The 23,200-nt window shown below is 60.1% G+C and carries 16 protein-coding genes and 1 tRNA gene; 6 read left to right on the top strand and 11 right to left on the bottom strand.

The features are described 5' to 3' along the window. Positions 1-3 precede the first annotated feature (3 nt). Positions 4-1,311 (bottom strand): homoserine dehydrogenase, encoded by a 1,308-nt coding sequence (locus tag AC1EJZ_RS06985; protein ID WP_480294378.1) that lies wholly within the window; start codon positions 1,309-1,311, stop codon positions 4-6. Between the two features lie 263 nt (positions 1,312-1,574). Between AC1EJZ_RS06985 and AC1EJZ_RS06980 the strand changes: the two genes are divergently transcribed. The 6 genes from AC1EJZ_RS06980 (at position 1,575) to hrpB (ending at position 10,678) form a co-directional block, all read left to right on the top strand. Continuing rightward, positions 1,575-3,317, top strand: a complete 1,743-nt coding sequence (locus AC1EJZ_RS06980; protein WP_070726417.1) for a pyruvate dehydrogenase — start codon at positions 1,575-1,577, stop codon at positions 3,315-3,317. A 264-nt stretch (positions 3,318-3,581) separates the two neighbouring features. After that, positions 3,582-5,678 carry a formate C-acetyltransferase gene (pflB, locus tag AC1EJZ_RS06975; protein WP_058236996.1) on the top strand — a complete coding sequence of 699 codons (2,097 nt, stop codon included), beginning with the start codon at positions 3,582-3,584 and terminating at the stop codon, positions 5,676-5,678. 56 nt (positions 5,679-5,734) lie between these two features. Continuing rightward, the gene (grcA2, locus tag AC1EJZ_RS06970; RefSeq protein ID WP_058236997.1) at positions 5,735-5,986 is read left to right on the top strand and encodes an autonomous glycyl radical cofactor GrcA2; all 252 of its coding nucleotides are present in this window, start codon (positions 5,735-5,737) and stop codon (positions 5,984-5,986) included. Between the two features lie 146 nt (positions 5,987-6,132). Beyond that, on the top strand, positions 6,133-7,014 hold the full coding sequence (gene pflA, locus AC1EJZ_RS06965; RefSeq protein WP_058236998.1) for a pyruvate formate-lyase-activating protein: 882 nt from the start codon (positions 6,133-6,135) through the stop codon (positions 7,012-7,014). A 123-nt stretch (positions 7,015-7,137) separates the two neighbouring features. Continuing rightward, the gene (locus tag AC1EJZ_RS06960; protein ID WP_480294376.1) at positions 7,138-8,034 is read left to right on the top strand and encodes an aldose-1-epimerase; all 897 of its coding nucleotides are present in this window, start codon (positions 7,138-7,140) and stop codon (positions 8,032-8,034) included. A gap of 13 nt (positions 8,035-8,047) precedes the next feature. After that, positions 8,048-10,678: an ATP-dependent helicase HrpB gene (gene hrpB / locus AC1EJZ_RS06955; RefSeq protein WP_480294375.1), complete on the top strand. Its 2,631-nt coding sequence runs from the start codon at positions 8,048-8,050 to the stop codon at positions 10,676-10,678. 183 nt (positions 10,679-10,861) lie between these two features. Here the strand turns inward: hrpB and AC1EJZ_RS06950 are convergent, their stop codons facing one another. The 10 genes from AC1EJZ_RS06950 to AC1EJZ_RS06905 form a co-directional block, all read right to left on the bottom strand. Continuing rightward, entirely contained in the window at positions 10,862-13,090 is a 2,229-nt protein-coding gene (locus AC1EJZ_RS06950) for a S8 family serine peptidase (protein WP_480294374.1), read from the bottom strand. A 239-nt stretch (positions 13,091-13,329) separates the two neighbouring features. Then, positions 13,330-14,169 (bottom strand): aldo/keto reductase, encoded by an 840-nt coding sequence (locus tag AC1EJZ_RS06945; RefSeq protein ID WP_480294372.1) that lies wholly within the window; start codon positions 14,167-14,169, stop codon positions 13,330-13,332. Positions 14,170-14,269: 100 nt separating this feature from the next. Further along, positions 14,270-15,724, bottom strand: a complete 1,455-nt coding sequence (lysA, locus tag AC1EJZ_RS06940) for a diaminopimelate decarboxylase (protein ID WP_058237001.1) — start codon at positions 15,722-15,724, stop codon at positions 14,270-14,272. A gap of 45 nt (positions 15,725-15,769) precedes the next feature. After that, on the bottom strand, positions 15,770-17,449 hold the full coding sequence (gene argS / locus AC1EJZ_RS06935) for an arginine--tRNA ligase (RefSeq protein ID WP_058237002.1): 1,680 nt from the start codon (positions 17,447-17,449) through the stop codon (positions 15,770-15,772). Between the two features lie 96 nt (positions 17,450-17,545). Further along, positions 17,546-17,618, bottom strand: a tRNA-Arg gene (locus AC1EJZ_RS06930). An 84-nt stretch (positions 17,619-17,702) separates the two neighbouring features. Beyond that, positions 17,703-18,380 (bottom strand): DUF4126 domain-containing protein, encoded by a 678-nt coding sequence (locus AC1EJZ_RS06925; protein ID WP_074026192.1) that lies wholly within the window; start codon positions 18,378-18,380, stop codon positions 17,703-17,705. Positions 18,381-18,439: 59 nt separating this feature from the next. Beyond that, positions 18,440-19,204 carry a glycerophosphodiester phosphodiesterase family protein gene (locus tag AC1EJZ_RS06920; RefSeq protein ID WP_070726404.1) on the bottom strand — a complete coding sequence of 255 codons (765 nt, stop codon included), beginning with the start codon at positions 19,202-19,204 and terminating at the stop codon, positions 18,440-18,442. Then, entirely contained in the window at positions 19,195-20,295 is a 1,101-nt protein-coding gene (locus AC1EJZ_RS06915; protein ID WP_058237004.1) for a M23 family metallopeptidase, read from the bottom strand. The genes AC1EJZ_RS06920 and AC1EJZ_RS06915 overlap by 10 nt, the downstream gene beginning before the upstream one ends. Positions 20,296-20,553: 258 nt before the next feature. Further along, complete coding sequence (locus tag AC1EJZ_RS06910) at positions 20,554-21,603, bottom strand: hemolysin family protein (protein ID WP_058237005.1); 1,050 nt, start codon at positions 21,601-21,603, stop codon at positions 20,554-20,556. Beyond that, positions 21,600-22,937, bottom strand: coding sequence for a hemolysin family protein (locus AC1EJZ_RS06905; RefSeq protein ID WP_092648700.1), 1,338 nt, complete (start codon positions 22,935-22,937; stop codon positions 21,600-21,602). Before AC1EJZ_RS06905 ends, AC1EJZ_RS06910 begins: the two co-directional genes overlap by 4 nt. Positions 22,938-23,200: the final 263 nt, after the last annotated feature.

Raw genomic sequence — 23,200 nt, 5'->3', positions numbered from 1 at the left:
GTGTTATTCACCTTCCATACGTAGGAGCGACGCCACGTCGATGACGGCGTCAGATTGACGGAGTGCTTCAGCTACTGCCAGCACGTCAGCCTCACGGGCACAGTGCGTGGCGATCACGATGGTGGTTTGCGCACCCGGTTCACCGTCACGCTGGTCGACCGAGTGGATGGATACGCCGTGACGGGCGAATACGGAGGCCACGTCAGCTAAAACACCCAGATCGTCATGAACATGCAGACGAAGCTGATAGCGGGTGCGTGTCATGCCCTGTTCAATGATCGGCAGATGCGCGTAGGTGGATTCGCGCGGAGCATGGCCACCGTGCACACGGTGGGACGCCCCGGCGACCAGGTCGGACAATACCGCTGAGGCAGTTGGCGCACCGCCTGCGCCTTGCCCGTAGAACATGAGCCGTCCGGCAGATTCGCCTTCGATGATGACGGCGTTGTACACGCCGTCGACAGTGGCCAGTGGGTGTCCTGTCGGCACGAGGGCCGGATGAACGCGCGCGTTGATCACTTCATTGCCCAGATCGTCGAGGCAACGCTCAGCCACGGCGAGCAGTTTGATCACGTGATTGGTGCGCGCCGCTTCCATCATGTCGTCAGCGGTGATCTGCGAGATGCCTTCGACGCTGACATCGTTCATGGATACGCGTGAATGGAACGCCAGAGAGGCCAGCAGTGCGCACTTAGCGGCAGCGTCATACCCTTCGACATCAGCAGTGGGGTCAGCTTCCGCGTAGCCTCGTTTCTGCGCGTCGGCAAGGGCTTGTTCGTAGCTGGCGTGTGCGTTGAGCATGGAATCAAGGATGAAGTTCGTCGTGCCATTGACGATGCCGACAATACGGCTGATCTTGTCACCTGCCAGCGATTCACGCAGACCGTAGACAACTGGGACGGCTCCAGCCACTGCCGCTTCGAAGTACAGATCCGTATCCGCCTGGGCCGCAGCCTCGTACAGTTCCGGACCGTGGGCGGCAAGCAGTGCCTTGTTGCCGGTCACGACCGTTGCCCCACCATTCAGGGCCCGCAGCACGTATTCACGTGCCGGTTCAATGCCGCCGATCAGTTCGATGACGATGTCTGCATGGTCGATCGCTTCTGCCGCATCCGTTGTCAGCAGTTCCGGATCGATGTCAACATCACGCGGGGCGTGCACATTTCGCACGACGACAGCTGAGATTTCCAGCTGCGCTCCGCATCGTTCGCTCAAGTCAGCGCTTCGTTCGTGGATCAGTCGAATGACCTGCGAGCCGACGGTTCCCGCTCCCAGGATGGCGACTCGCACTGTGCGCGGCTGTTCCGACATCGTGCACCCCTTCATTGATCAGACGTTTCGATAGTGATCCTAACCAAGGCCAGAGGCCCGATGCGACAGTGTCCAGTGTGCGGCACATGGATCCGCGTCGTTGATGCTCGCCCCTCGTCAATGGTGACCGTCACTGCGAGCGAGGGCTCCCTCGTGAGCGTCATCACGAGGTATATGGCAGCAAGATTGCGTACAGTAAAAGATGCGCCGCATGTATGTGGTGATTCGCAGATCGATCCTCGACGGTTAAGGAAAAAGACGCAATGAACGTCGCAGAACAACTCGTCAGCCAATTGGTGGAAGCTGGAGTACATCGGATCTATGGAATCGTGGGCGATTCGCTCAACCCAATTGTTGATGCGGTGCGCAAAACCGGAGGATCCGCCAGGGGCGGTATCGACTGGGTGCACGTGCGCCACGAGGAGTCGGCCGCGTTCGCCGCTGCCGCTGATGCTCAGGTGTCCGGAAAACTGGCAGTGTGTGCGGGTTCATGCGGCCCGGGAAACCTGCACCTGATCAACGGCCTCTTTGATGCGCAGCGTTCCGGCGCGCCTGTCCTGGCTATCGCCTCACACATTCCCAGCGTGCAGATCGGACAGTCTTACTTCCAGGAGACCCACCCCGACCGGCTTTTTGTGGAGTGCTCGTCGTACTGCGAAATGGTTTCCACCGCTCAACAGGCTCCGCGCGTCATGAACGCTGCGATCCGTCACGCGATTGGCACTCAGGGTGTCGCAGTGGTGACGATTCCCGGTGACGTGTCTGACCAGAAGGCGCAGGCTCCCACACCCCAGTTCGTTCCGGCTCGCCGTCCGATTCTGCACCCCAACCCCGATGATGTTGCTCAGCTTGCCACCATGCTCAACAAAGCCAAGAAGGTCGCGATTTTCGCGGGTATCGGTGTGGCGGGCGCACATGATGAGGTCATTGCACTGGCAGACGCACTGCAGGCACCAATCGGGCATACCCTGCGCGGGAAAGACTTCATTCAGTACGACAACCCCTTCGATGTCGGCATGACCGGCCTGCTGGGATACGGCGCAGCTGCAGAAGGCATGAACGATGCGGATGTCCTGTTGCTGCTTGGAACAGACTTCCCGTACAACCAGTTCCTGCCTGACACGCTGACCGTACAGGTCGACAACAGCCCCGAAAAACTCGGACGACGCACCGACGTGTCCCTGCCGATCTGCGCCGATGTCAAGGCATTGATTGACAGCCTCATGCCGCAGCTCAAGGGACGCCGCTCATCAGCATTCCTGAAGAAGCAGCTCAAGAAGCACGCCAAGATCATGAAGGCACCCGTCGGCTCCTATACGCGCAAGGTCGAGCACATCAAGCCGATTCACCCCGAATACGTCGCACACGTCCTGAACGAGATTGCCGCACGCGACGCGATCTTCACCGCCGACACCGGCATGTGCAACGTGTGGACAGCCCGCTACATCGATCCGCTGGGGTCGCGCCGACTGATCGGCTCCTTCCTGCACGGATCAATGGCGAATGCTCTGCCTCAGGCCATCGGCGCTCAGGAAGCATTCCCGGACCGCCAGGTGATCTCCATTTCAGGCGACGGCGGCCTGTCAATGCTGCTCGGCGAGCTGGTCACAGCCCGCATGCATGACCTGCCCATCACGGTCATCGTGTTCAATAACTCAACGCTGGGCATGGTCAAGCTGGAGATGCTCGTGGACGGAATGCCTGACTTCGGCACCGACGTGCACGACATGCACTATGCAGATGTCGCGTCCGCAATGGGATTCCAAGCTGAACGCGTGGACGATCCTCAGGATGTGCGCAACGCCTTGACGAGGGCGCTCAGCCATCGCGGTCCCTCCCTCGTCGAAGTCATCACCGATCCAAACGCGCTGAGCCTTCCACCTGAAATTACCGGCGAGCAGCTGTTCGGCTTTGCCACGGCCATGTCGAAGATCGTGTTGAACCGCGGTGCCGGCGAAGCAGTGTCAATGGCAACGTCAAATATGCGCAACATTCCACGCTTCTGATCCGGCGCGGACAGGACTCCCTCGTCGCTTACTGCATAATGCGACATTCGTCATGGGACTTTTGTCCCATTGCTCAGAATGCCGTCAGCATAACCACGCGCAGTGAGACGTAGTCCATAGGTCCTGATTCAGGATCCTCCTAGAAGGCCCAGCGCTTTCGAGAGACAATAAGGTCAGATGTCAAACAGACATACATTGGCTGGCCGCGAACCACGCCACCGAAACCCTTCAGATCGAAGGGACCGGAACCGGAGAAGAGGGATTATGACCACCCAGATGACCGCTCCAACATCCGTCAGCGAAGACCCGTGGGATGGGTTCGAGCGCGGTGCATGGACCGAGCACATCGACGTTCGTGATTTCATTCAGCGCAACTACACGCCATACGAGGGCGACGCCTCCTTCCTTTCTGGCCCTACAGACAAGACACTGCGCCTGTGGGACACACTGGAGAAGAATTACCTGTCCGAGGAGCGCAGGAAGCGCGTACTCGACGTTGACACGGATACACCGGCAGACGTTGACGCGTTCGGCCCCGGATACATCAGCGACGACGACAATGTGATCGTCGGCTTGCAGACCGACTCACCCCTCAAGCGCGCGATGATGCCGTTCGGCGGATGGCGCATGGTGGAAACCGCCATCAAGGAAGCCGGCAAAGAGGTCAACCCTGACGTGAAGAAGATCTTCACTCAGTACCGCAAGACCCACAACGATGCCGTGTTCGATATTTACACACCTCGTATTCGCGCAGCCCGTTCTTCCCACATCATCACCGGCCTGCCGGACGCCTACGGCCGTGGCCGTATCATCGGTGACTATCGCCGCGTCGCTCTGTACGGTGTCGACGCGTTGATCGAAGCCAAGCAGGTTGACAAGGACCGCTACGCTGATCAGCCGTTCTCCGAGCACTGGGCCCGCTACCGTGAAGAACACGCCGAGCAGATCAAGGCTCTGAAGAAACTGAAGAGCATGGCTGCCAGCTATGGCTTCGACATCTCCGGCCCCGCGAAGAACGCGCAGGAAGCTGTGCAGTGGACCTACTTCGCTTACCTCGGGTCCGTGAAGTCTCAGGACGGCGCTGCAATGTCGATCGGCCGCCTGTCCGCATTCTTCGATATCTACTTCGAGCGCGACCTCAAGGCAGGCGTGATCACCGAGCAGGACGCTCAGGAAATCATCGACGCCCTGGTTGTCAAGCTGCGTATCGTGCGTTTCCTGCGCACCGAGGCGTACGATCAGATCTTCTCCGGCGATCCCTACTGGGCAACCTGGTCAGATGCCGGTTTCTCAGAGGACGGTCGCACACTGGTCACCAAGACGTCTTTCCGTCTGCTGCAGACACTGCGCAACCTGGGACCGGCTCCCGAGCCAAACATCACGATCTTCTGGGATGAGAACCTGCCCGCAGGTTACAAGGAATTCTGCGCCTCGATCTCGATCGAGACGTCCTCCATCCAGTACGAATCCGATGAGCAGATCCGCGCTCACTGGGGCGACGATGCAGCGATCGCATGCTGTGTGTCTCCGATGCGCGTGGGCAAGCAGATGCAGTTCTTCGGCGCACGCGTCAACGCCGCCAAGGCTCTGCTGTACGCCATCAACGGTGGTCGCGATGAGATGACCGGCAAGCAGATCGTTGACGAGTACGAGCCCATCAAGGGTGACGGCCCGCTGGACTTCGATGAGGTCTGGGCCAAGTACGAGGACATGCTGGACTGGGTTGTGGGCACCTACGTTGAGGCCCTCAACATCATCCACTACTGCCACGACCGTTACGCCTACGAAGCGATGGAAATGGCACTGCATGATTCGGATATCGTGCGCACCATGGGCTGCGGTATCGCCGGCCTGTCCATCGTGGCCGACTCCCTGGCTGCCATCAAGTACGCCAAGGTCGTCCCCGTGCGTGATGAGACCGGCCTGGTTGTGGACTACGAGGTCGAAGGTGACTTCCCGACCTACGGCAACGACGATGATCGTGCAGACGAAATCGCCGCCACCGTTGTTCACACCATCATGGACAAGATCCGTCAGATCCCCCTGTACCGTGATGCCATCCCGACTCAGTCGGTGCTGACCATTACCTCGAACGTGGTTTACGGCCGCGCAACCGGCGCGTTCCCCTGCGGACACAAGGCCGGCACGCCTTTCGCGCCGGGCGCCAACCCGCAGAACGGTGTGGACACGCACGGCATGGTCGCATCCATGTTGTCGGTCGGTAAACTGGACTACAACGATGCCCTTGACGGCATTTCGTTGACCAACACGATCACGCCATCAGGTCTGGGTCGGAACAAGGGCGAGCAGGTCACGAACCTGGTCGGCATCCTCGATTCCGGCTTCATTCCTGAAGACTGATTGAGACGACGAACAGTTCTTTTGAGATACTAGAAACAACCTGAGAAGGAGAGATCATGGCAACGAAGACGTTTGATGAGCGCCTAGCCGACATGAAGGACAAGCGTGAGGAGAACGGCGGCATCAAGGGGCTGTACCACGCCAACATTAATGTGCTGGACCGTTCCACCCTGGAAGATGCGATCGACCATCCTGAGAAATACCCGAACCTGACGGTGCGTGTGTCCGGCTACGCAGTGAACTTCGTGAAGCTCACCCGCGAGCAGCAGCTGGATGTTCTGTCCCGTACGTTCCACCACTCAGCCTGATCCCCGCAGGTACGAGGGCGTCCTCGGCACTGCGCGATGACACCGCAATGCGAAGATCAGAAAACTGAAACGTGCCGCTTGGTTGCCTGCCGATCGATTCAACGATGGCAGGCAGCCAAGCGCTTTTTATGGCAGGAGGTGCATACATGACGACACAGTCACAGCCAGTGGCTATTGAGCTGCTCGGCGACCAGGATTTTCAGCCGCCAGCTAATCGGATGGCCGGGGCGGGCACAGCCGGCCTGCAGGAGCTGACCGACCTTGAGCGAACAGATCGTCTGCGCCGTATGCGCGAAGGAACACTCGGGTCGATTCACTCGTGGGAACTCGTGACCGCGGTGGACGGACCTGGTACCCGCATGACGATTTTTCTCAACGGGTGCCCGCTGCGCTGCCTGTACTGCCACAACCCTGACACTCTGAATATGCGCGACGGCCAGCCCATCGAGTCCGATGAACTGTTGCGCCGCATTAAGCGCTATCGCAGAATCTTCCGTACCACCGGCGGCGGAATCACGCTGTCGGGCGGCGAAGCACTGATGCAGCCTGCTTTTACTGCACGCATCCTGCGCGGCGCCCGTGAAATGGGTATTCACACGGCGCTGGACACTTCCGGCTTCCTGGGTGCGATGGCAACTGATGAAATGATCGAGGACACGAACCTGGTGCTGCTCGACGTGAAGTCCGGTGATCCTGATACCTACCGAAAGGTCACTGGCCGCGACCTGCAACCCACCATCAGTTTCGGGGATCGCCTGGCTCAGCACGGCACCGAAGTATGGGTACGTTTCGTCCTGGTGCCGGGTTTGACCGACGATCCGGACAACATCGACCGAGTGGGACAGATCGTCGAAAAGTGGCCGAACGTGTCCCGTCTGGAAGTCCTTCCGTTCCACCAGATGGCGATTGACAAGTGGAAGAACCTGGGGATGACGTACACGCTGGAGGACGTCAAGCCCCCGAGTGTGGAGCACGTGGATAAGGTGCGCGAGCAGCTGCGCCGCTTCGATATTGCAGCGGTGATGTAGCAGTGCCTCGCGCCACCCTTGGCGTGGGTTCCGTCACCCGCGCTCGGGGTGTCAGCGCAGCGGCCTCGAGCCACTACACTGGAAGAAATCTATGACGATTGCCAGCACAGATGGGTGGGAACGATGACACGCACACTTTCCGGACACGATATTACTCTGCGCGCAGGCGCATACACCGCTCACGTGGTGTCGGTGGGAGCGGCTCTTGCTTCCCTGACGTTCAACGGCCGCGATGTCACGCTTCCGTTCAACCCGAACGTTTTGACGAAGGGCTACTTCGGCAAAACGCTGGCACCGTGGCCCAACCGCATCACCGAGGCGACGTACACGTGGAACGGTGAGCGCATGGACGTGCCGCGAAACGAAATCGAAACCGGGGCAGCTCTGCACGGGCTGGTGTCCTGGACCGACTGGACCGTCGTACACTCCGATTCTGATTCAGCGACCATGAGCACATTCCTGCCGCCGCAATACGGCTACCCCTTCGCCCTCGACCTGTCGGTGACGTACGCACTGAGCGCGGAGCGCGGCCTGAGCATCACGATCTACGCGAAGAATGTGGGCAGCGAACCTGCCCCCTATGGTTGCTCACACCACCCCTACATCACGATCGGTCAGCAGTCGATCGACGCGATGACGCTGACGGTTCCGGCCGGCAAGGTTTTCGATGTCGATAAGCGTTTGGCACCCGTCGAGCTGAAGGATGTGGAAGATCTGGATCTGGATTTCCGCTCCGGGCGACTCATCGGCAGCCAGTCGGTCGATCACGCGTTCACCGAATTGCCCGACGGCACGTGGCAAGTCAGCCTGTGTGACGAGGGTGGCTCATCCGTGTCTGTCACCTCTGACGCGCCGTGGGTTCAGGTGTACTCCGGTGATCAGCAGGGACGTATCGCCACCGCTGTTGAGCCGATGACTTGCCCGCCTGATGCGTTCAATTCCGGGATCGACCTGATCGTGCTGGAACCGGGCGAGGACTACTCGATGACGTTCATGATCAGTGCTGACTTCGTCGAGTGAGCACACTGACACTGTGACGGATCCGGGGTCGAGTGCCAGCGAGCCCCGGCGATCGCTGTTTGATCTGATCACACATCCACCGGACCTGCCTATCGTGTCAGTCCTCGATCAGGTGACGCGCGCCGCGCACCCGGGGACGTTTGCCGTCGTGTCAGCCACCGCCGGGTCCGGTAAGACGACGCTCATTGCGCCCGCTGTCGCAGCACGCGTCAGCGGCACGGTGATCTGCACGCAGCCGCGACGTATGGCTGCGCGCGCTTCCGCCCGACGAATTGCCTCCCTGCTGGGTGAGCGTGTGGGGGAAACGGTCGGGTTCACGGTGCGCGGCGAGCGCGCCGTCGGCCCGCACACGCGTATCGAGATGGTCACCCCTGGCGTGTTGGTGCGCCGCCTCCAGGCTCATCCGGATTTGCCGGGAGTGAGTGCCGTCATTCTGGACGAGTTCCATGAGCGTGCGCTCGACTCTGATCTGGCCCTGGCGTTCCTGCTCGATGTACGGCAGACACTGCGTGAGGATCTGACGATCTTCCTCACCTCGGCAACGCTGGATATGGCACCGACACTGACTTTCGTCCGCGCCCACGCCTGCGAGTGCGAGGGTGCAGATGTCATGACGATTGAGGCGCCGGGCGTGCTGTTTCCACTGGAACAGTCGTGGGCGCCTGCCGCACCGAGCGTTTCTGCTCTCGCACCTGTCGGTGGCAATGGTCGAGTGGGAGTAAGTCGAGAGTTCCTGGCTCACATGGGTCGCGTTGTCGATGAGACTGTGCAGCGCACCAGCGCAGATGTCCTGGTCTTTGTGCCAGGTGCACGCGAGATCCGCATGCTGATTGATGAGTTGCGTGCGCGTCTGCGGGGCGACGTGGAGATAGTGCCTCTGTTGTCTGCTCTGTCGGCGGCCGAGCAGGACCGTATCCTGACACCTGTGCCTGAGGGCTGCGAGCGACGGCGACGCGTCATCGTGTCCACGTCGATCGCTGAATCGTCACTGACTGTTCCCGGAGTGCGCGTCGTTGTTGATTCTGCGCTGGCTCGCCACCCGTCCATCGACCCGGCACGCGGTGTCACCACCCTGGTCACAGTGCCAGCGTCACGAGCTGAGATGGTCCAGCGTTCGGGGCGTGCAGCCAGGCTCGGCCCTGGCTGGGCGGTGCGGTGCTGCGCGGAAAATGAGTGGGCACGCCGCCGGCAGACCCCGGCCCCGGAAATCGTGGAGTCTGATCTGACTGATGCACTGTTGCAGTGCGCGGTGTGGGGCGTGCGCGACTTTGCTGACTTGCCGTTGATGGATCAGCCGCCCTCGGGCAATGTCCAGGCTGCTCGCGAGGCGCTGGTCGCTATCGGGGCGCTCGACACTGAGGGCGCGCCCACACCTCATGGCGAGATGATTGCGCGACTGCCGGTCGCGCCCTCGCTTGCTCACGCACTGGCAGCCTGCGCGCCGGTCATCGGGGTGGAGGCCGCGTGTGAGTGTGTTGCGATCATTGATGAGCAGATTCGCTGTGACAACGCCGATCTTGCTGCCAGCGTGCGCCGTCTGCGCCACTCCTCGCACGCCGAGTGGTCGCATATACGCGACCAGTCGGCGCGACTGACACGCCTCATGGGTCGATACGCTGCCGACATGTCGCGCCACGCCCCTGCAGACCAGCTCAGCCGTGATGACCAGCTTGCCCTCGTCGCCGCCACCGCTCACCCGCAGTGGATCATGCGTAGGCGCGGCGATTCTTTCTTGTCCTACCAGTCAGTGTCCGGTCTGGGAGCGTCCCTGCCCGCCACCAGTCCCCTCGCCGGACAGCAGTGGCTGGCGGTGAGCGATATGACACGGCCGTCAGGCAGTTCAACCGCGCTGATCCGGGCGGCGCTCCCCCTCAGCGAGGATGATGCGCTGGGGTGTGCGGGCGCCCTTGTCCATGAGGACACGCGCGCCTGGTATGATCCGGCAGCACAGCGATTTCGCGGCGAACAGGCCACCATGCTGGGTGCTATTCGACTCGCGTCACGGTCACTCAGGACGCTGCCACCGCAGACTGTTCAAGATCTCATGGAGCAGGTCTTGAATGAGCACGGAATGTCAGCGCTGACGTGGACACCGACCGCCGTGCAGTTGCGTGCCCGCATGGCAGCGCTTCACGAGACTGTCACAGATCCGTGGCCGGATGTGTCGGATGCAGCATTGGCCTCGAGTTTTCCGCAGTGGGGAGCTGAGGATTTACCTGCCTTGGCTTCGGGAAAACCACTGACCAGCATCGATACGATGCGACTGTTGCGTTCGCTGTTGCCCTGGCCTCAGGCTGCGCGACTGGATGAACTGACTCCGCCCGATATTGAGATTCCAACGGGAGCACGTCGGCGCATTGAGTGGACTGAGAACGGGCCGACGCTCACGCTGCGAGTCCAGGAAGCATTCGGGTGGACGTCTACGCCCAGATTCGTCGACGGCCGAGTTCCGCTGATTATTCACCTAACCGATCCGGCCGGTCGTCCGGTGGCGATCACTTCCGATCTTGCGTCGTTTTGGGCTGGTCCCTACCAACAGGTTCGCTCCGAGCTTCGCGGCCGGTACACGAAGCATGCCTGGCCTGAAGACCCCCTGTCGGCTACTCCCAGCTCGCGCGCAAAGGGACGAGGGCGATCCCGCTGAGAGTGTTGAACGGCGGTTGTTGAACGCCGAGGGTTCGCCGGGGCGGCTCAAAGAGCGAAGGATTCCCGCCGGCGCTGCCTGTGGTGGCCTGGACAGACAACGTGGCGCCCACACCACACGGTGCAGGCGCCACGTTTGAGTGCGACATCGGCTGCGGTTACACCCGGTGCCATCCTCACTAAATCAGGAACGCGTCATGCGTCGCGAAGCTGTCAACGCTCCAGCTCCAGCAAGCGCAAGACCGGCCAGTGCCATCGCGGGCACCGATGCGCCGGTACGGGCAACGCTGGGCTTTGCACTGTATGCAGCTGGCTGCTTATTTTGCTCGTCGTGCTTGCGGGTCGTGTCCAGAGTTCCCTGAACAGCCACCGTCACATCGTCATCAGCACGCGCATCGTTATTACGTCCCCACGCGTCGACTGCAACATTCAGCTTCCTGTCCGCAGTGAATGCCTGAGCGACTTTCAACTCAGCTTCCAGAAAGGCAACTTGCGAGTCGAAGGCGCCAGTCCCGTCAAGGGTGGCCACGGACCGACCGTTGACTCGCAAAGCAGCTTTCGTGTAGGGCCCGGCCACTGCTGCACGAATCCTGACGTACTCACCCTGGGGCGCAACTTTCGCATCCGCAATGGCCTTCCACGACTGGCTCTCAGAGTCCCAGTACTCCACTCCCGCAACCGTCGGCTGAGGCTGATTCACTGTGACAGCAGCCAGTGCGTCCACCAGACCGGTGCCGCGGTATTCCTTGCCGTCTGGCGCCTCTGCGTTGTTCGGGTCGGCCAAGACCTTGTAGCGCCCACCTGCCTGTTCACGCAGAAGGTTTGCTGCCTGGTCAGCACTCAGTGTCGGGTTAACGGACCGCAAAAGTGCTGCAACGCCTGCGGCATGTGGCGACGCCATAGATGTACCGCTCTTCGATGCGTACAGTGCAGTCTCATCCCTCCAGTCGAAACCAAGTGGAATCGTTGAAAAGATTCTCGATCCAGGTGCGGCGACATCAATAGCATTCGCGCCGTAGTTCGAGAAGTATGAGCGAATGAAGGGTCCGTCAAGCGGATCTGAACCCTCTGGCTTTGCCACCGAAGAGACCACGACCACTCCGGAAAGATCGCTGGGAAGGTCCACGCCTCCCACTGACGAGCGGTTCTCAATTGCAGCTCCAGCCACATCATTCGGGCTGCCACTGTCTGTCGTCGCGTTGTCAATGTCGCGATCGTCATTGCCGGCAGCCGAGATGTTGAGCACGTCGTGGTCGTGGGAGTAAGCAACCGCGCGAGTCACGGCCTCCAGGCCTGCAGCCTGGTTTTCTTCAGTGGGAAGCCAGTGTTCCCACGGATCGGTGAAGTATGAATTATTGGTCACCGCGATGTCGTGTTCTGCAGCCCAGATGAAGCTGCAGGTAACGTATTCGGGGTAGAACAGACCATCAGCGTTTCCTGCCTTAATCGCGGCAAGTTTCGCATGCGGTGCTACACCGTCAACGCCGATCCCATTGTGCGCTGCAGCAATCGTTCCGGCGACGTGTGTCCCGTGATCAGATCCAGATGTCGGGGAGGGCTGCCATGCCTCAAACGAGGTGTCAGGAATACCATTGTGAGAGCATCCAACGGATTTGCTGTGATCGATCTGGTCCTTGAGGTCTTCGTGAGTTCCATCGATACCGGAGTCGATGACACCAACCGTGACCGGCTCAAGCATGACATCGACGGCCGCTGCCTGGTCGGCACGGACAGCCTTCAGACCCCACGCTTTTTCGGATTGAGGATCGGGTGTGTACTCCTGGTCCAGTTCACTGTTCTTTTCAAGCTGGCTGCGACCCGTCATCCTCGTCGATGTGCCTGGCTGCCCTGACGGGGCTGAGTCTTGAGCCGCTTCCACGACAATCTCGTCACCTTTAACCTTGGCGTAGCGGGTGGGTCCGACGTTCGTCAACGGCACCTTCTTGTCAGCCAGTGTTGTGCGCACGAGCTCCGCAAAGTTCCTGTCAGCTGTCTGAGCAAAGAATGAATCGATCTGCGGGTACTGCTGCAGGATCACGGCACCCGTGTCACGCACGGCCGCCACGGCAGAGTTAAACTGATCTGAACTGACGCCGCGCTTGAGGTTAATCGCAAAATTCTGGACGTAGGGAACACCTGGCTCAGGATCGCTCGCATCGTCCGCTTGTGGGGTTCCCTCGTCTGCCGCCCTGTCTGTTGCGGCCGGCTGGTTCGCCGCTACTGGCTGTCCTGACTGGGCGCCATCAGGTGACTGAGGGGCATCTCCAGATTGAGCAACTTCCACTTCTGCACCGTCGTCAGCTGGTGTTCCAGGCTGGGCACTCCCCACTCCCGTGACGACGCCAGCGCTGGCCACGCCAAGAGCAACCGTCACTGCTGTCAGCCGGGCAGCCCGCGTTACATTACGCTGCACACGCATTCTTGACCTCACTTTTACCATGTTGAAAGAAATCTGAGAATATAACTTCAGATAAACCGCAGGTTAAGTCAGATGCATTCAAGAAAGACGCAAGGTTTCACATTCTGATTAGTTTGTCCACAACGTGATCACACACTACAGGTGTCAATATCTTCTGGTCTAAACTACGCCTGAACTGCCGCGACACACAACAGCCCCTACGCAACACGCAGTTCTGCCAGTTTAAACGCTCTTTACTCAAATTCGTCCGGATGCGCCCCGATGCGGCCGCTTTCACTGTGGAGCGCATCGATCGCCTCCAAGTCAGTTTCCGGCAGGCTCACACCAGCTGCAGCCAGGTTTTCCTCCATGCGCTCAGGCGACGTGGTCTTGGGAATGACCACGCGACCACGTTGCATATGCCACGCCAGAACAGCCTGCGCCGCGGTGACACCGGCACGCTCAGCGATGTCGAGGATCACCGGGTCCTCAAGGTCGCGCGCCTGGCCCAACGGTGAGTACGCTTCGATGACCATCCCCCGGTTACGAGCATCAGATAATACGTCAGGCTGCGAGAAAGACGGATGAACTTCGGTTTGTAAGATCACCGGTGTCACGCCCGTCTCGTCGCGTAGACGGTCGAGGTGATGAGGCAGAAAGTTGGAGACGCCCAGCGCGCGCACGGCTCCCGTGTTGAGCATGCGGATCATGGAACGCCACGTTTCGACAAAAAGATCTTTCGAGGGAACCGGCCAGTGAATCAGATACAGGTCGACGACATCGAGACCAAGCGCACGTCGGGAATTATCCAGCGCCTCAATGGCTCGGTCAGCACCGTGATCGCTATTTTGCAACTTCGTCGTCACGAAAATATCGGAACGCTCCAGACCTGAACGTCGAATCGCCTTACCAACGCCGGCTTCATTGTGATATCCAGCGGCAGTGTCGATGTGCCGATATCCCGCCTCAATCGCCTGTTCGACCCGTTCTGCAGTTTCCTCAGGCGGAATTTGGTAGGTACCAAAACCAACTTGCGGGATGGTCATTCCCTGTTTCAACACAATGTCATTCACGTGAGAGGTCGAATCAGCCATGCATCGACCATAACGCACTGCGCCGCTCGTGCAAGTGGCATTGACGTAATAGGGCGCACAGCTGCCAGTGATCCTGAAGCTTCACCCAGCTTCACGCAGGTCAGGCGAGGCCCACGTCGCAGGCCAGTAGATCTTCCACGCTTTGGGAACGCACGATAACCTCAGCATTCCCGTCGCGCACGGCCACAACGCCTGGCCGCGGCACCATGTTGTAATTCGACGCCATCGACCAGCCATAGGCTCCCGTCGCCAGCACCACCAGCAGGTCACCGCGATGCAGGTCAGCGGGCAGGTCGACGTCCTTCACGACGATGTCACCGGACTCGCAATGCTTTCCAACCACTCGGCAGCGCACCAGCGGAGCACTAAGCCGCCGATTCGCCAGCGTGACGGAATATTCCGCGTCGTACAGTGCGGGTCGAATATTGTCCGACATTCCCCCGTCGACAGCCACGTAGCGGCGCACCAGATCGTCACTGACCTGCACGTCCTTCACCGCACCCACCGTGTACACGGTGACCGTTGTCGTGCCGATCACGGAGCGTCCTGGCTCCACGCTCACTCGCGGGACTGGTTCGTGATAGCGCTCAGCTTGTGCTCGAACGGTTGTAGCCAATTCACGCGCCACCTGCGCAGGTGTGGGTGGAATCGGGTCGGTTGACGTATAGGCGATGCCCAGTCCCCCACCCAGATCGATGTCATCGACGAGGACACCCAGTTCCTCATGAATCCTGTGGCGGAAAGCCATGACTATCCGTGCGGCGTGGGCAAAAGGCTCAGCCTGAGCGATCTGCGAGCCGATATGGTTATGCAGACCCATCAGCGTCAGGTTCGGAGCATCCAGAATCGCACGGACGACGCTCATCGCATCGTCTCCTGCCACCGATAGACCAAATTTCTGGTCTTCGTGGCTGGTTTGAATCATCTCGTTGCCACCTGCATGGATGCCGGTCTTCACTCGAACCATGACACGCGCTGTCACGCCGCTCTCGGCCGCAATGCGTTGAATCTGATCCACTTCACCAGGTGAGTCCACGAAGATGCGGGCAATGCCTCGGCCGTTACCAGCAGTGAGCGCCACACGGATTTCCTCGTCCGACTTATTGTTCCCATGCAGGCCGATCCGCTCGGGGTCCACGCCGCTGCGCAGCGCACTGGTCAACTCCCCGAAGGTGGAGGTGTCGATGCCCATGCCACGTTCAGTGGCGGTGCGGGCCACGTGGGAGCACATGAAAGCTTTGGCGGCATAGAATGCGTCGCCACCGTTCATGCCGTATCCGTCCCAGAATTCCTCGGTCATGGTGGACGCCCACATACGAGCGCGAGCCTGAAGGTCGCGGTCATCCAGAACAAAAAGCGGCGTGCCGAACTCTTCGGCCATCTCCGTCAGCGCGCACCCACCGATTTCGATGACACCATCATCTGTGCGGCGAGCTGACCACGGCCACATGTCCGCACGCTCGGAAGGCTCGGGACAGACGAGGGTATCAACGGTTGCTTTTGCTGGCACGCTGGGGATCAGAGTCGGGTCGTCCTGTGCATCATGTGCTGACATCGTGGTCCTCTTTCTCGATTCCTGGCGCTGGACAAGCTGCGTGCACTACATGCGCTCAGGGGCGCTCACTCCCAGCAGTGCCAGTCCGTTACGCAGAACCCGCGTCACCGCATCGTTGAGCCACAGGCGGGCCACGTGGGACTCGGTCACGTCCTCGTCAGCGCGAGGGGTGACGCGGCACTGCCCGTACCATGCGTGGTACGTCGCAGCAAGTTGTTCGAGGTAACGGGCCACACGATGAGGTTCACGCATTGAAGCGGCCTGCGCAACAAGCGCCGGGAATGTGGCAAGCACTCCGAGCAGTTCACTGTCGGCAGGATGGTCCAACGCGGACGGGTCGAATCCGGCGTCTCGGCTGACACCGTGTTCAGCTGCATTACGCGCCACGTTGCAGGTTCTGGCGTGTGCGTACTGCACGTAGTAGACAGGGTTTTCGTTTGTGTGCGAGGACAGCAGGTCCAGGTCGATGTCCACGTTTGAATCCATCGATACGCGCACCAGTGAGTAGCGCGCGGCGTCAACGCCCACAGCATCCACCAGGTCATCAAGGGTGACGATCGTGCCGGCTCGTTTCGACATGCGCACCGGTTGTCCGTCCTTGACCAGGTTGACCATCTGGCCGATCAGGATCTGCATGTTGACACCTGGCTTGTCACCAAATGCTTCGCACATGGCCATCATGCGGCCGATGTAGCCGTGGTGGTCAGCGCCGAGCAGGTAGATTGCTGCGTCTGCTCCGCGGGAGCGCTTATCCAGGTAGTAGGCCACGTCGCCTGCGAAGTAGGCAGCCTGGCCGTCCGACTTGATGAGGACGCGGTCTTTGTCATCACCGTAATCGGTGGTGCGCAGCCAGACGGCGCCATCCTCGTCAAACACTTCGCCGCGTTCGCGCAGGATTTCGATGGCACGTGTGACGGCTCCGGAGGTATGCAGGGAGTCTTCGTGGAAGAACACGTCAAATTCGGCGCGGAAGGCGCGCAGGCGATCCTTGATCTGCGCGAACATCAGGTCAACGCCGCGAGCGCGAAATGCCTCGACAGCCTCTTCATCCGGCAGTGTGGCAGGATCAGGCTCCCCTGCTGCCGCCGCATCGTGACGCACCTGGTCTGCGATGTCCTGAATGTACTGGCCGCCATACCCGTCCTCGGGCGCTTCCTGACCGCGAGCGCGCGCCACCAGTGAGCGGGCGAAACGGTCAATCTGGGAGCCGTGATCGTTGAAATAGTATTCGCGCGTGACTTCTGCGCCGCTCGCGCTGATCAAGCGGGCCAGCGAATCGCCCACGGCCGCCCAGCGTGCGCCACCCAGATGAATCGGGCCGGTCGGGTTGGCCGAGACGTATTCGAGGTTGATATGCGTGCCGGCAAGTGAGTCGTTGCGCCCATATGCTTCGCCTGCTTCCACGATGGTGCGCGCAAGCTCGCCGGCACTGGCTGCGGCCAGTCGGATGTTAATGAATCCCGGACCTGCGATCTCAACGCTGTCGATCCCCTCGTTCTCACGCAGTGCGTCTGCCACGACGGTGGCCAGAGCACGCGGCGCGGTGTGTGCTTTCTTGGCCAGTTGCATCGCAACGTTGGATGCCCAGTCTCCGTGTTCGCGTTGCCGAGGGCGTTCCACGGTCACTGTTTCAGGGATGTCAGCCTCATCCAGGGTGATGGTGCCGGCGTGGGCGGCATCGCGCACAATACGCGTGATCAGTGCAGAAAGTTCTTCAGGCGTCATGGTTCAAGATTAGACGGCATCGGCACCGTGCTTCCACTCGTTACCGCACTGTGGCGCACCCCGCGTTCAATCTCTCATTGAGCGCCTGCCTGTGAGCGCCCCGAACAGGACTCGAACCTGCGACCTTCTGCTCCGGAGGCAGACGCTCTATCCGCTGAGCTATCGGGGCCAACGCCTGTCGATTTTAGCACTTCCGCCTGCAGTGGCGCTCCCCTGCTCACGCGCACAGCCAGTGGAAAGGATCACCCGGCATTTAGTCGCGCGTAGGCCGCCCTCGTGCATCGTTGAAATTGTCGAGGGTGTCCGCGTCGCTGATGATCTCTCGTTCGTGACGACCTGATCGTGGGACGCGCTGTAGGGAGCGGCGCACCGTCACGATCGCCCACGCCATGAATGCGATGACAATGACGACCAGGATCAGAGCAATGATGGGGGCGACCACGGCGAGCAGTGAGATCCCCAGGGACGCCGTGTCCTCGCCTGCGGAGATGAACGGAGTGGCCAGGCCTGCGGTTGCCACATTGGCGATCGGACGCGCGGATGCTTTCGTCAGGTGGACGACCAGCGCGATCACCAGTCCGATGACGATGGGCAGCCAGTTGGACGTGTCGGCAAAAAACGAGTCCGGGTCGTTGGTGGCAACCGTTTGTGCACCCACACCAGAGGCGAAGACAATGCCACCGGATGCCGGCCGAATGAATGTGTGCACGATATCGTTGACTGAATCGAGGGCCGGGATCTTGTCAGCGACGACTTCGACGACTAGAAGGACTGCGAGGATTCCCAGCGACCACCATGATGACAGCCAGTTCCACGCGGGTGGCAGATTCACCCACGACGTGAATTTGTCCAGTACGCCCATGATGAGCAAGGGAATGTACGCGTTCAGGCCGGCAGCACTTGACAGGCCGGTGGCAGTCAGAATCTCCATAGGTTGATTTTCGCACCGCCGGACGTCGCATCGCTACTTCTGTGTGCAGTAAACAAATATCAGAGGCGCGCGAGTTCCAGGGCCATCGTGGGCCGGTCGGTAATAATGCCGTCCACTCCCATTCGCCTGACGTGTTCAATATCCGCGGCAGCGTTCAGTGTCCACACGTGGACAGCCAGGCCATGTCGGTGTGCCGTGGCAATGAAACGCGGCGTGACCACGCGAATCCCTCTAAATGCCAGTGGCACTTGTGCGGCAAGCACTCCCTGGTCAGGTCCAGGAACGTTCCATGTGCGCGCACTTGAGGCGGTCGAAGCTGCGCCCATGAGCCTCGCGATCCCTGACATTCCCAGCGACGTGGAAGCGAAGGGGCGGGCGTGGCGAACGCGGCGCAGACGCGGCTCACTGAACGAGGCAAGGACAACTCGATCCCACGCCTCTGCCTGATCAATGACATGGATCAGCGGGTCGACGACCTCATCAACCTTTGCATCAATGTTCCATCGCGCCAGCGGCAGTTTGCTCAGCACGTCTTCGAGTCGTTCAACCGGCTCACCGTTGGCCGTATCAAGGCTGCGGATCTGGTCGAACGTACGTTGCGCAATAGTGACCGGTTCACCGTGTGTGACCTGTATGGAGGGGTCGTGGTGGACGACAACGACACCGTCCAGCGTCAGGTGCACATCGGTTTCCTGGTGGATCACGCCCGCGTCGATGGCTCCGCGGAAGGCGCGCATCGTATTTTCGGGCCTCTCGTCAGCTCCGCCTCGGTGAGCGATGATGAGTGGTCCTCGCTCATCTGCCCGCTGGGAATTTACTGACATACCTGATCCAGGAAATGTGCCTGATGCTCCGGCATCCACTGCATCGGATCGACCGGCGTGTCATCTGCCGTACGGATTTCAAAGTGCAGGTGCGGCCCTGTGGACCATCCTTCATTGCCCACCGCACCGATCACCTGACCGGCCGTCACGGTGTCGCCTTCCTTCACCAGCACGTCACTGGAACTCTGATGGGCATAAGCCGAGTAGTACACGGTTCCGTCAGGGAGGCGGTGCTCAATACGCACGTAGGATCCTGAGCGGGAGTCCTGGCTGAATTCGACAACCGTGCCGTCAGCAATCGCGTGGATTGGCTCTCCCAGCGTGGACGCCATATCAACGCCTTCATGCATGAGGAGCTGGCCTGAGATGGGTGAGACGCGCATGGAGAACGGTGAGGTCACTTCGTAGCTGCCCTGCTTCAATGGCCACATGACATTGGCAGATTCACGCACCGCACGGTTTCCGTCAGCGGCACCTTCTGCTTGCACACACGGGTCGACGTCCAGTGGCTGGCGTGCTCGTGAACGAGATGCGGCACCGGCGTACGCCTCGAGCGTCCCAGCATGCGTGGTCGTGCTTCCAATCGTCGCCCAGCTGGTCTGAGCAGGCCCGCTGTAGGTGGCTGCGACCGGCTGGTTGGACACATCCTGCGGGCTGAGGAATGCACTCAGCGGGATCGCAATTCCAATAGTGGCGACAGCCAGGACGCTGAGAGCCAGCGGTTTGCGGGTGCGTAGGCGGCTCGACGGCGCATTATTCTGCCTCGTATAGGCTGTCGTGGTGCGTCGCACGCGTCGTGAACGTGTTGGACGAGCGTGGCGATCAGCCCGTTTGGGAAGCGCGGCCAGTCCGACCAGAGCCTCATTTCGCGAGGTGTCAGCCGCTTCGTCGTCGATTGACGAGGGCGACGCGTCCGCATGCAGCGAGCGGCGAGATGGGAAAGGTGAGATCACGCTGAGCGCGTCGATGGACTCAGGGCGTGTGTGCTGGTGGATCGTGCTGCGACGAGGAAACGGGGAGGCGATAGTGTGACCCTGTTCAGGTACCGTGTGTGGCGCATCGATTTGCGGTGTCAATTCCGCAGATCCCATGCCCGTTCCTTCCTGAATTCCACAGATATCGCCCTCGACGCATCGTCTTGTTGATTGCGCCGCATAGCACTGACATCAATATAACCCGCGACAGCTCTGATCACAAAACTATAACGGCCTGTGACCGAGGCTAGCTGATGCACTGCCAGATGGGAAGCCTAATCCGCGTGAGACGCACGGGTCATTCATCACATCAGGTCGCCAGTAGGCACCATCACGCACGTTGCACTCCCCCGCCGAGATCTCTGCCGCACAGTGTCACCCGATCTGTCCGCGCTGCAGGGAATCCCTGACTTCACCGACCAGGTCTTCGAGTATGTCCTCCAAGAACAATACACCGATGACTGCCCCCGATTCCCCCATCACCAGTGCACAGTGTGTCCCCGACTTCTGCATGCGTCGCAGGGCGTCTTCCACTTCGTCATTTTCATGGACGCGATCCATCTTCCGGATCCTCCATGCGGTGATCGGCTCCAGACGCTCCTTTTCAGTATCGGCATAGAGGATGTCCTTGAGGTGAATGTAGCCGATGATTTCGTCGCCGTCTCCAGTCACCGGGAAGCGTGAGAATCCCGTTTGCGCCACGAGGCGCTCGACATCGTGGGGTGTCGCGTCGCGAGGAACCGTGATCAGATCGTCGAGGGCGACCATGTCCGACTTCGCGGTTTCTTCAGAAAACTCGAGTGCTCCGCTGAGCAGTCCCAGGTCGTCCGAGATTGTTCCTTCGCGCTCCGACAGCTTGACGATCGAAGCGACTTCTTCGACGGTGAAGGTCGCGGAAATTTCCGACTGTGGCTCGATTCCGCGGATCTTCAGGAACCAGTTCGCTGCGTTGTCCATTGCATGAATAACACCGTGCAGTACGTGTCCCATCGCGACGAGCGGCGGAGCCAATATCAGCAGCGCGGTGTGCGGCATGGCGATCGAGATGTTCTTCGGCACCATTTCCCCGAACACCACATGTGCGAACAGGACGATCAGGAGGGCCACAACAAACGCGACAACGTGAGCGCTTGCTGACGGCATTCCGATTGCCACCAGCGGGTCGTGAATGAGGTGCGCGATCGCCGGTTCAGCAACGAATCCCAGTGACGTGGAGGCCACCGTAATACCCAGCTGGCAAATCGCCAGCATGAGGGAGACATGTTTGAGCGCGTACATCGCCTGCTTGGCGCCGCGCACGCCTTTGTCACGCAGAGGCTCAATCTGTGATCGCCTGGTCGAGGTGGTGGCGAACTCACCCGCCACGAAGAACGCGTTGATGGCCAACAGCAATATGGTCAGAAAGATGCCAAGTGCGGGGCTCATATCAGCTCATCCTCCTGCTCCTGGTCATCGGTCTGGGGAGGCTCCACTTCAATTTGCGTGACGCGCCGGCCCTGCATCTGCGTGACAGTCAGGCGCACACGATCGACCACCACTGTGTCGCCTGTTTCGGGGACGCGACCTATATTGTCAATGATCAGCCCAGCCAGGGTTTCGTAGCCGCCCTCGTCGGGGACGATAATTCCGAGCCGTTCGGCCAGCTCGTCGGGCCGCAGCCTGCCGGGCACCAGGTATGTGCCGTCAACTTGGGTGCGTATACCGAGGCGACGATGATCATGCTCGTCGGATACCTCTCCGACGATTTCTTCCACGACGTCTTCCAGGGTGACGATGCCGGCAACTCCGCCATACTCGTCCACCACAACAGCCATCTGCAGGCCCTCTTCACGCAGGTGAAGCAGCAGCGGAGCAAGAGACATCGTCTCGGGCACTTTCGGGGCGGGGTTGAGCAGAGAGGACGACAGGACGGACACGTCAGAGCGTTTCTCCCACGGCACAGCAACCGCGCGGCGCAATGAGACAAAACCGAGCACGTCATCACTGTCATCACCAATGACGGGGAAACGCGAGTGACCAGTTTCCTTAGACAGCGCCACGACGTCAGCAGCTACCGCGTCGGATCCAAGCGTGCACAGCAGTCCTCGATCGGACATCACGTCCACGGCGGAGAGCTGACCGACTCGAATAGAGTTCGTGAACAAAGATGCGGTGGAGGTGTCCAGTGTTCCTTCTTCTGCACTGTGACGCACGAGGGCGGCCAGTTCGGACGCCGACCGGGCAGAGGAGATCTCTTCCTGGGGTTCAATGCCTATTAGCCGCAAAATCGCGTTCGCTGTGCCGTTGAGCAGGAAGATGATCGGTTTGCAGATCCACGTGAACGCCATCTGGAATGGCACCACCATACCGGCGGTTTTCAGCGGATGCGCCAGAGCAAGGTTCTTGGGCAGCAGCTCACCGAAGAGCATCGAAAATGCATTGATGAGCACGGCTGAGACGAGTACGCCGATTGTTCCAGCAATGGCGCTGGCCAATCCCACGGATATCAGGCCGTCGTTGATCAGTCGGGTCAGAACCGACTGAGTTGTATAGCCCAGCAAAATAGTTGTCAGCGTGATTCCGACCTGGGAACCAGATAGCTGGGTGGACAACGTGCGTGTGGCTTTCAGGACTTGTGCTGCGCGCTTATCGCCTGCTGATGCTCGCCGTTCGACGGATGCCTGGTCAAGTGCAACCAAAGAAAACTCCGAGGACACAAAGATGAAGGTGCCGAATGTCAGCACAACTCCGAGCAGCAAGAAAATGATGTCTAAAACCACGAGGCAACCTCATGTGTGTGCGACTGACTGGGCACACCGCTAGGCATCATTAAAGTGAATGTCAAGGGGCAACTGTCACTGTCCATGATGACCAATAGTGTACAGGCAAATGTTCGGGCATGAACAGTGGTGGACATGCGGCGCGGCCACCGTCGTAGCAATATGTAAAGGAATAGACAAGTATTGGGTGGGTATTTGGCCAGCACACGCACAGTTTGACAAAAACTCGATAAATTATCTCAATATCGAGAGACTTCCTCACA

It is taken from the genome of Pauljensenia sp. C0170B5 (genome assembly GCF_056590195.1).
This window is presented reverse-complemented; position numbering and strand designations above follow the sequence as displayed.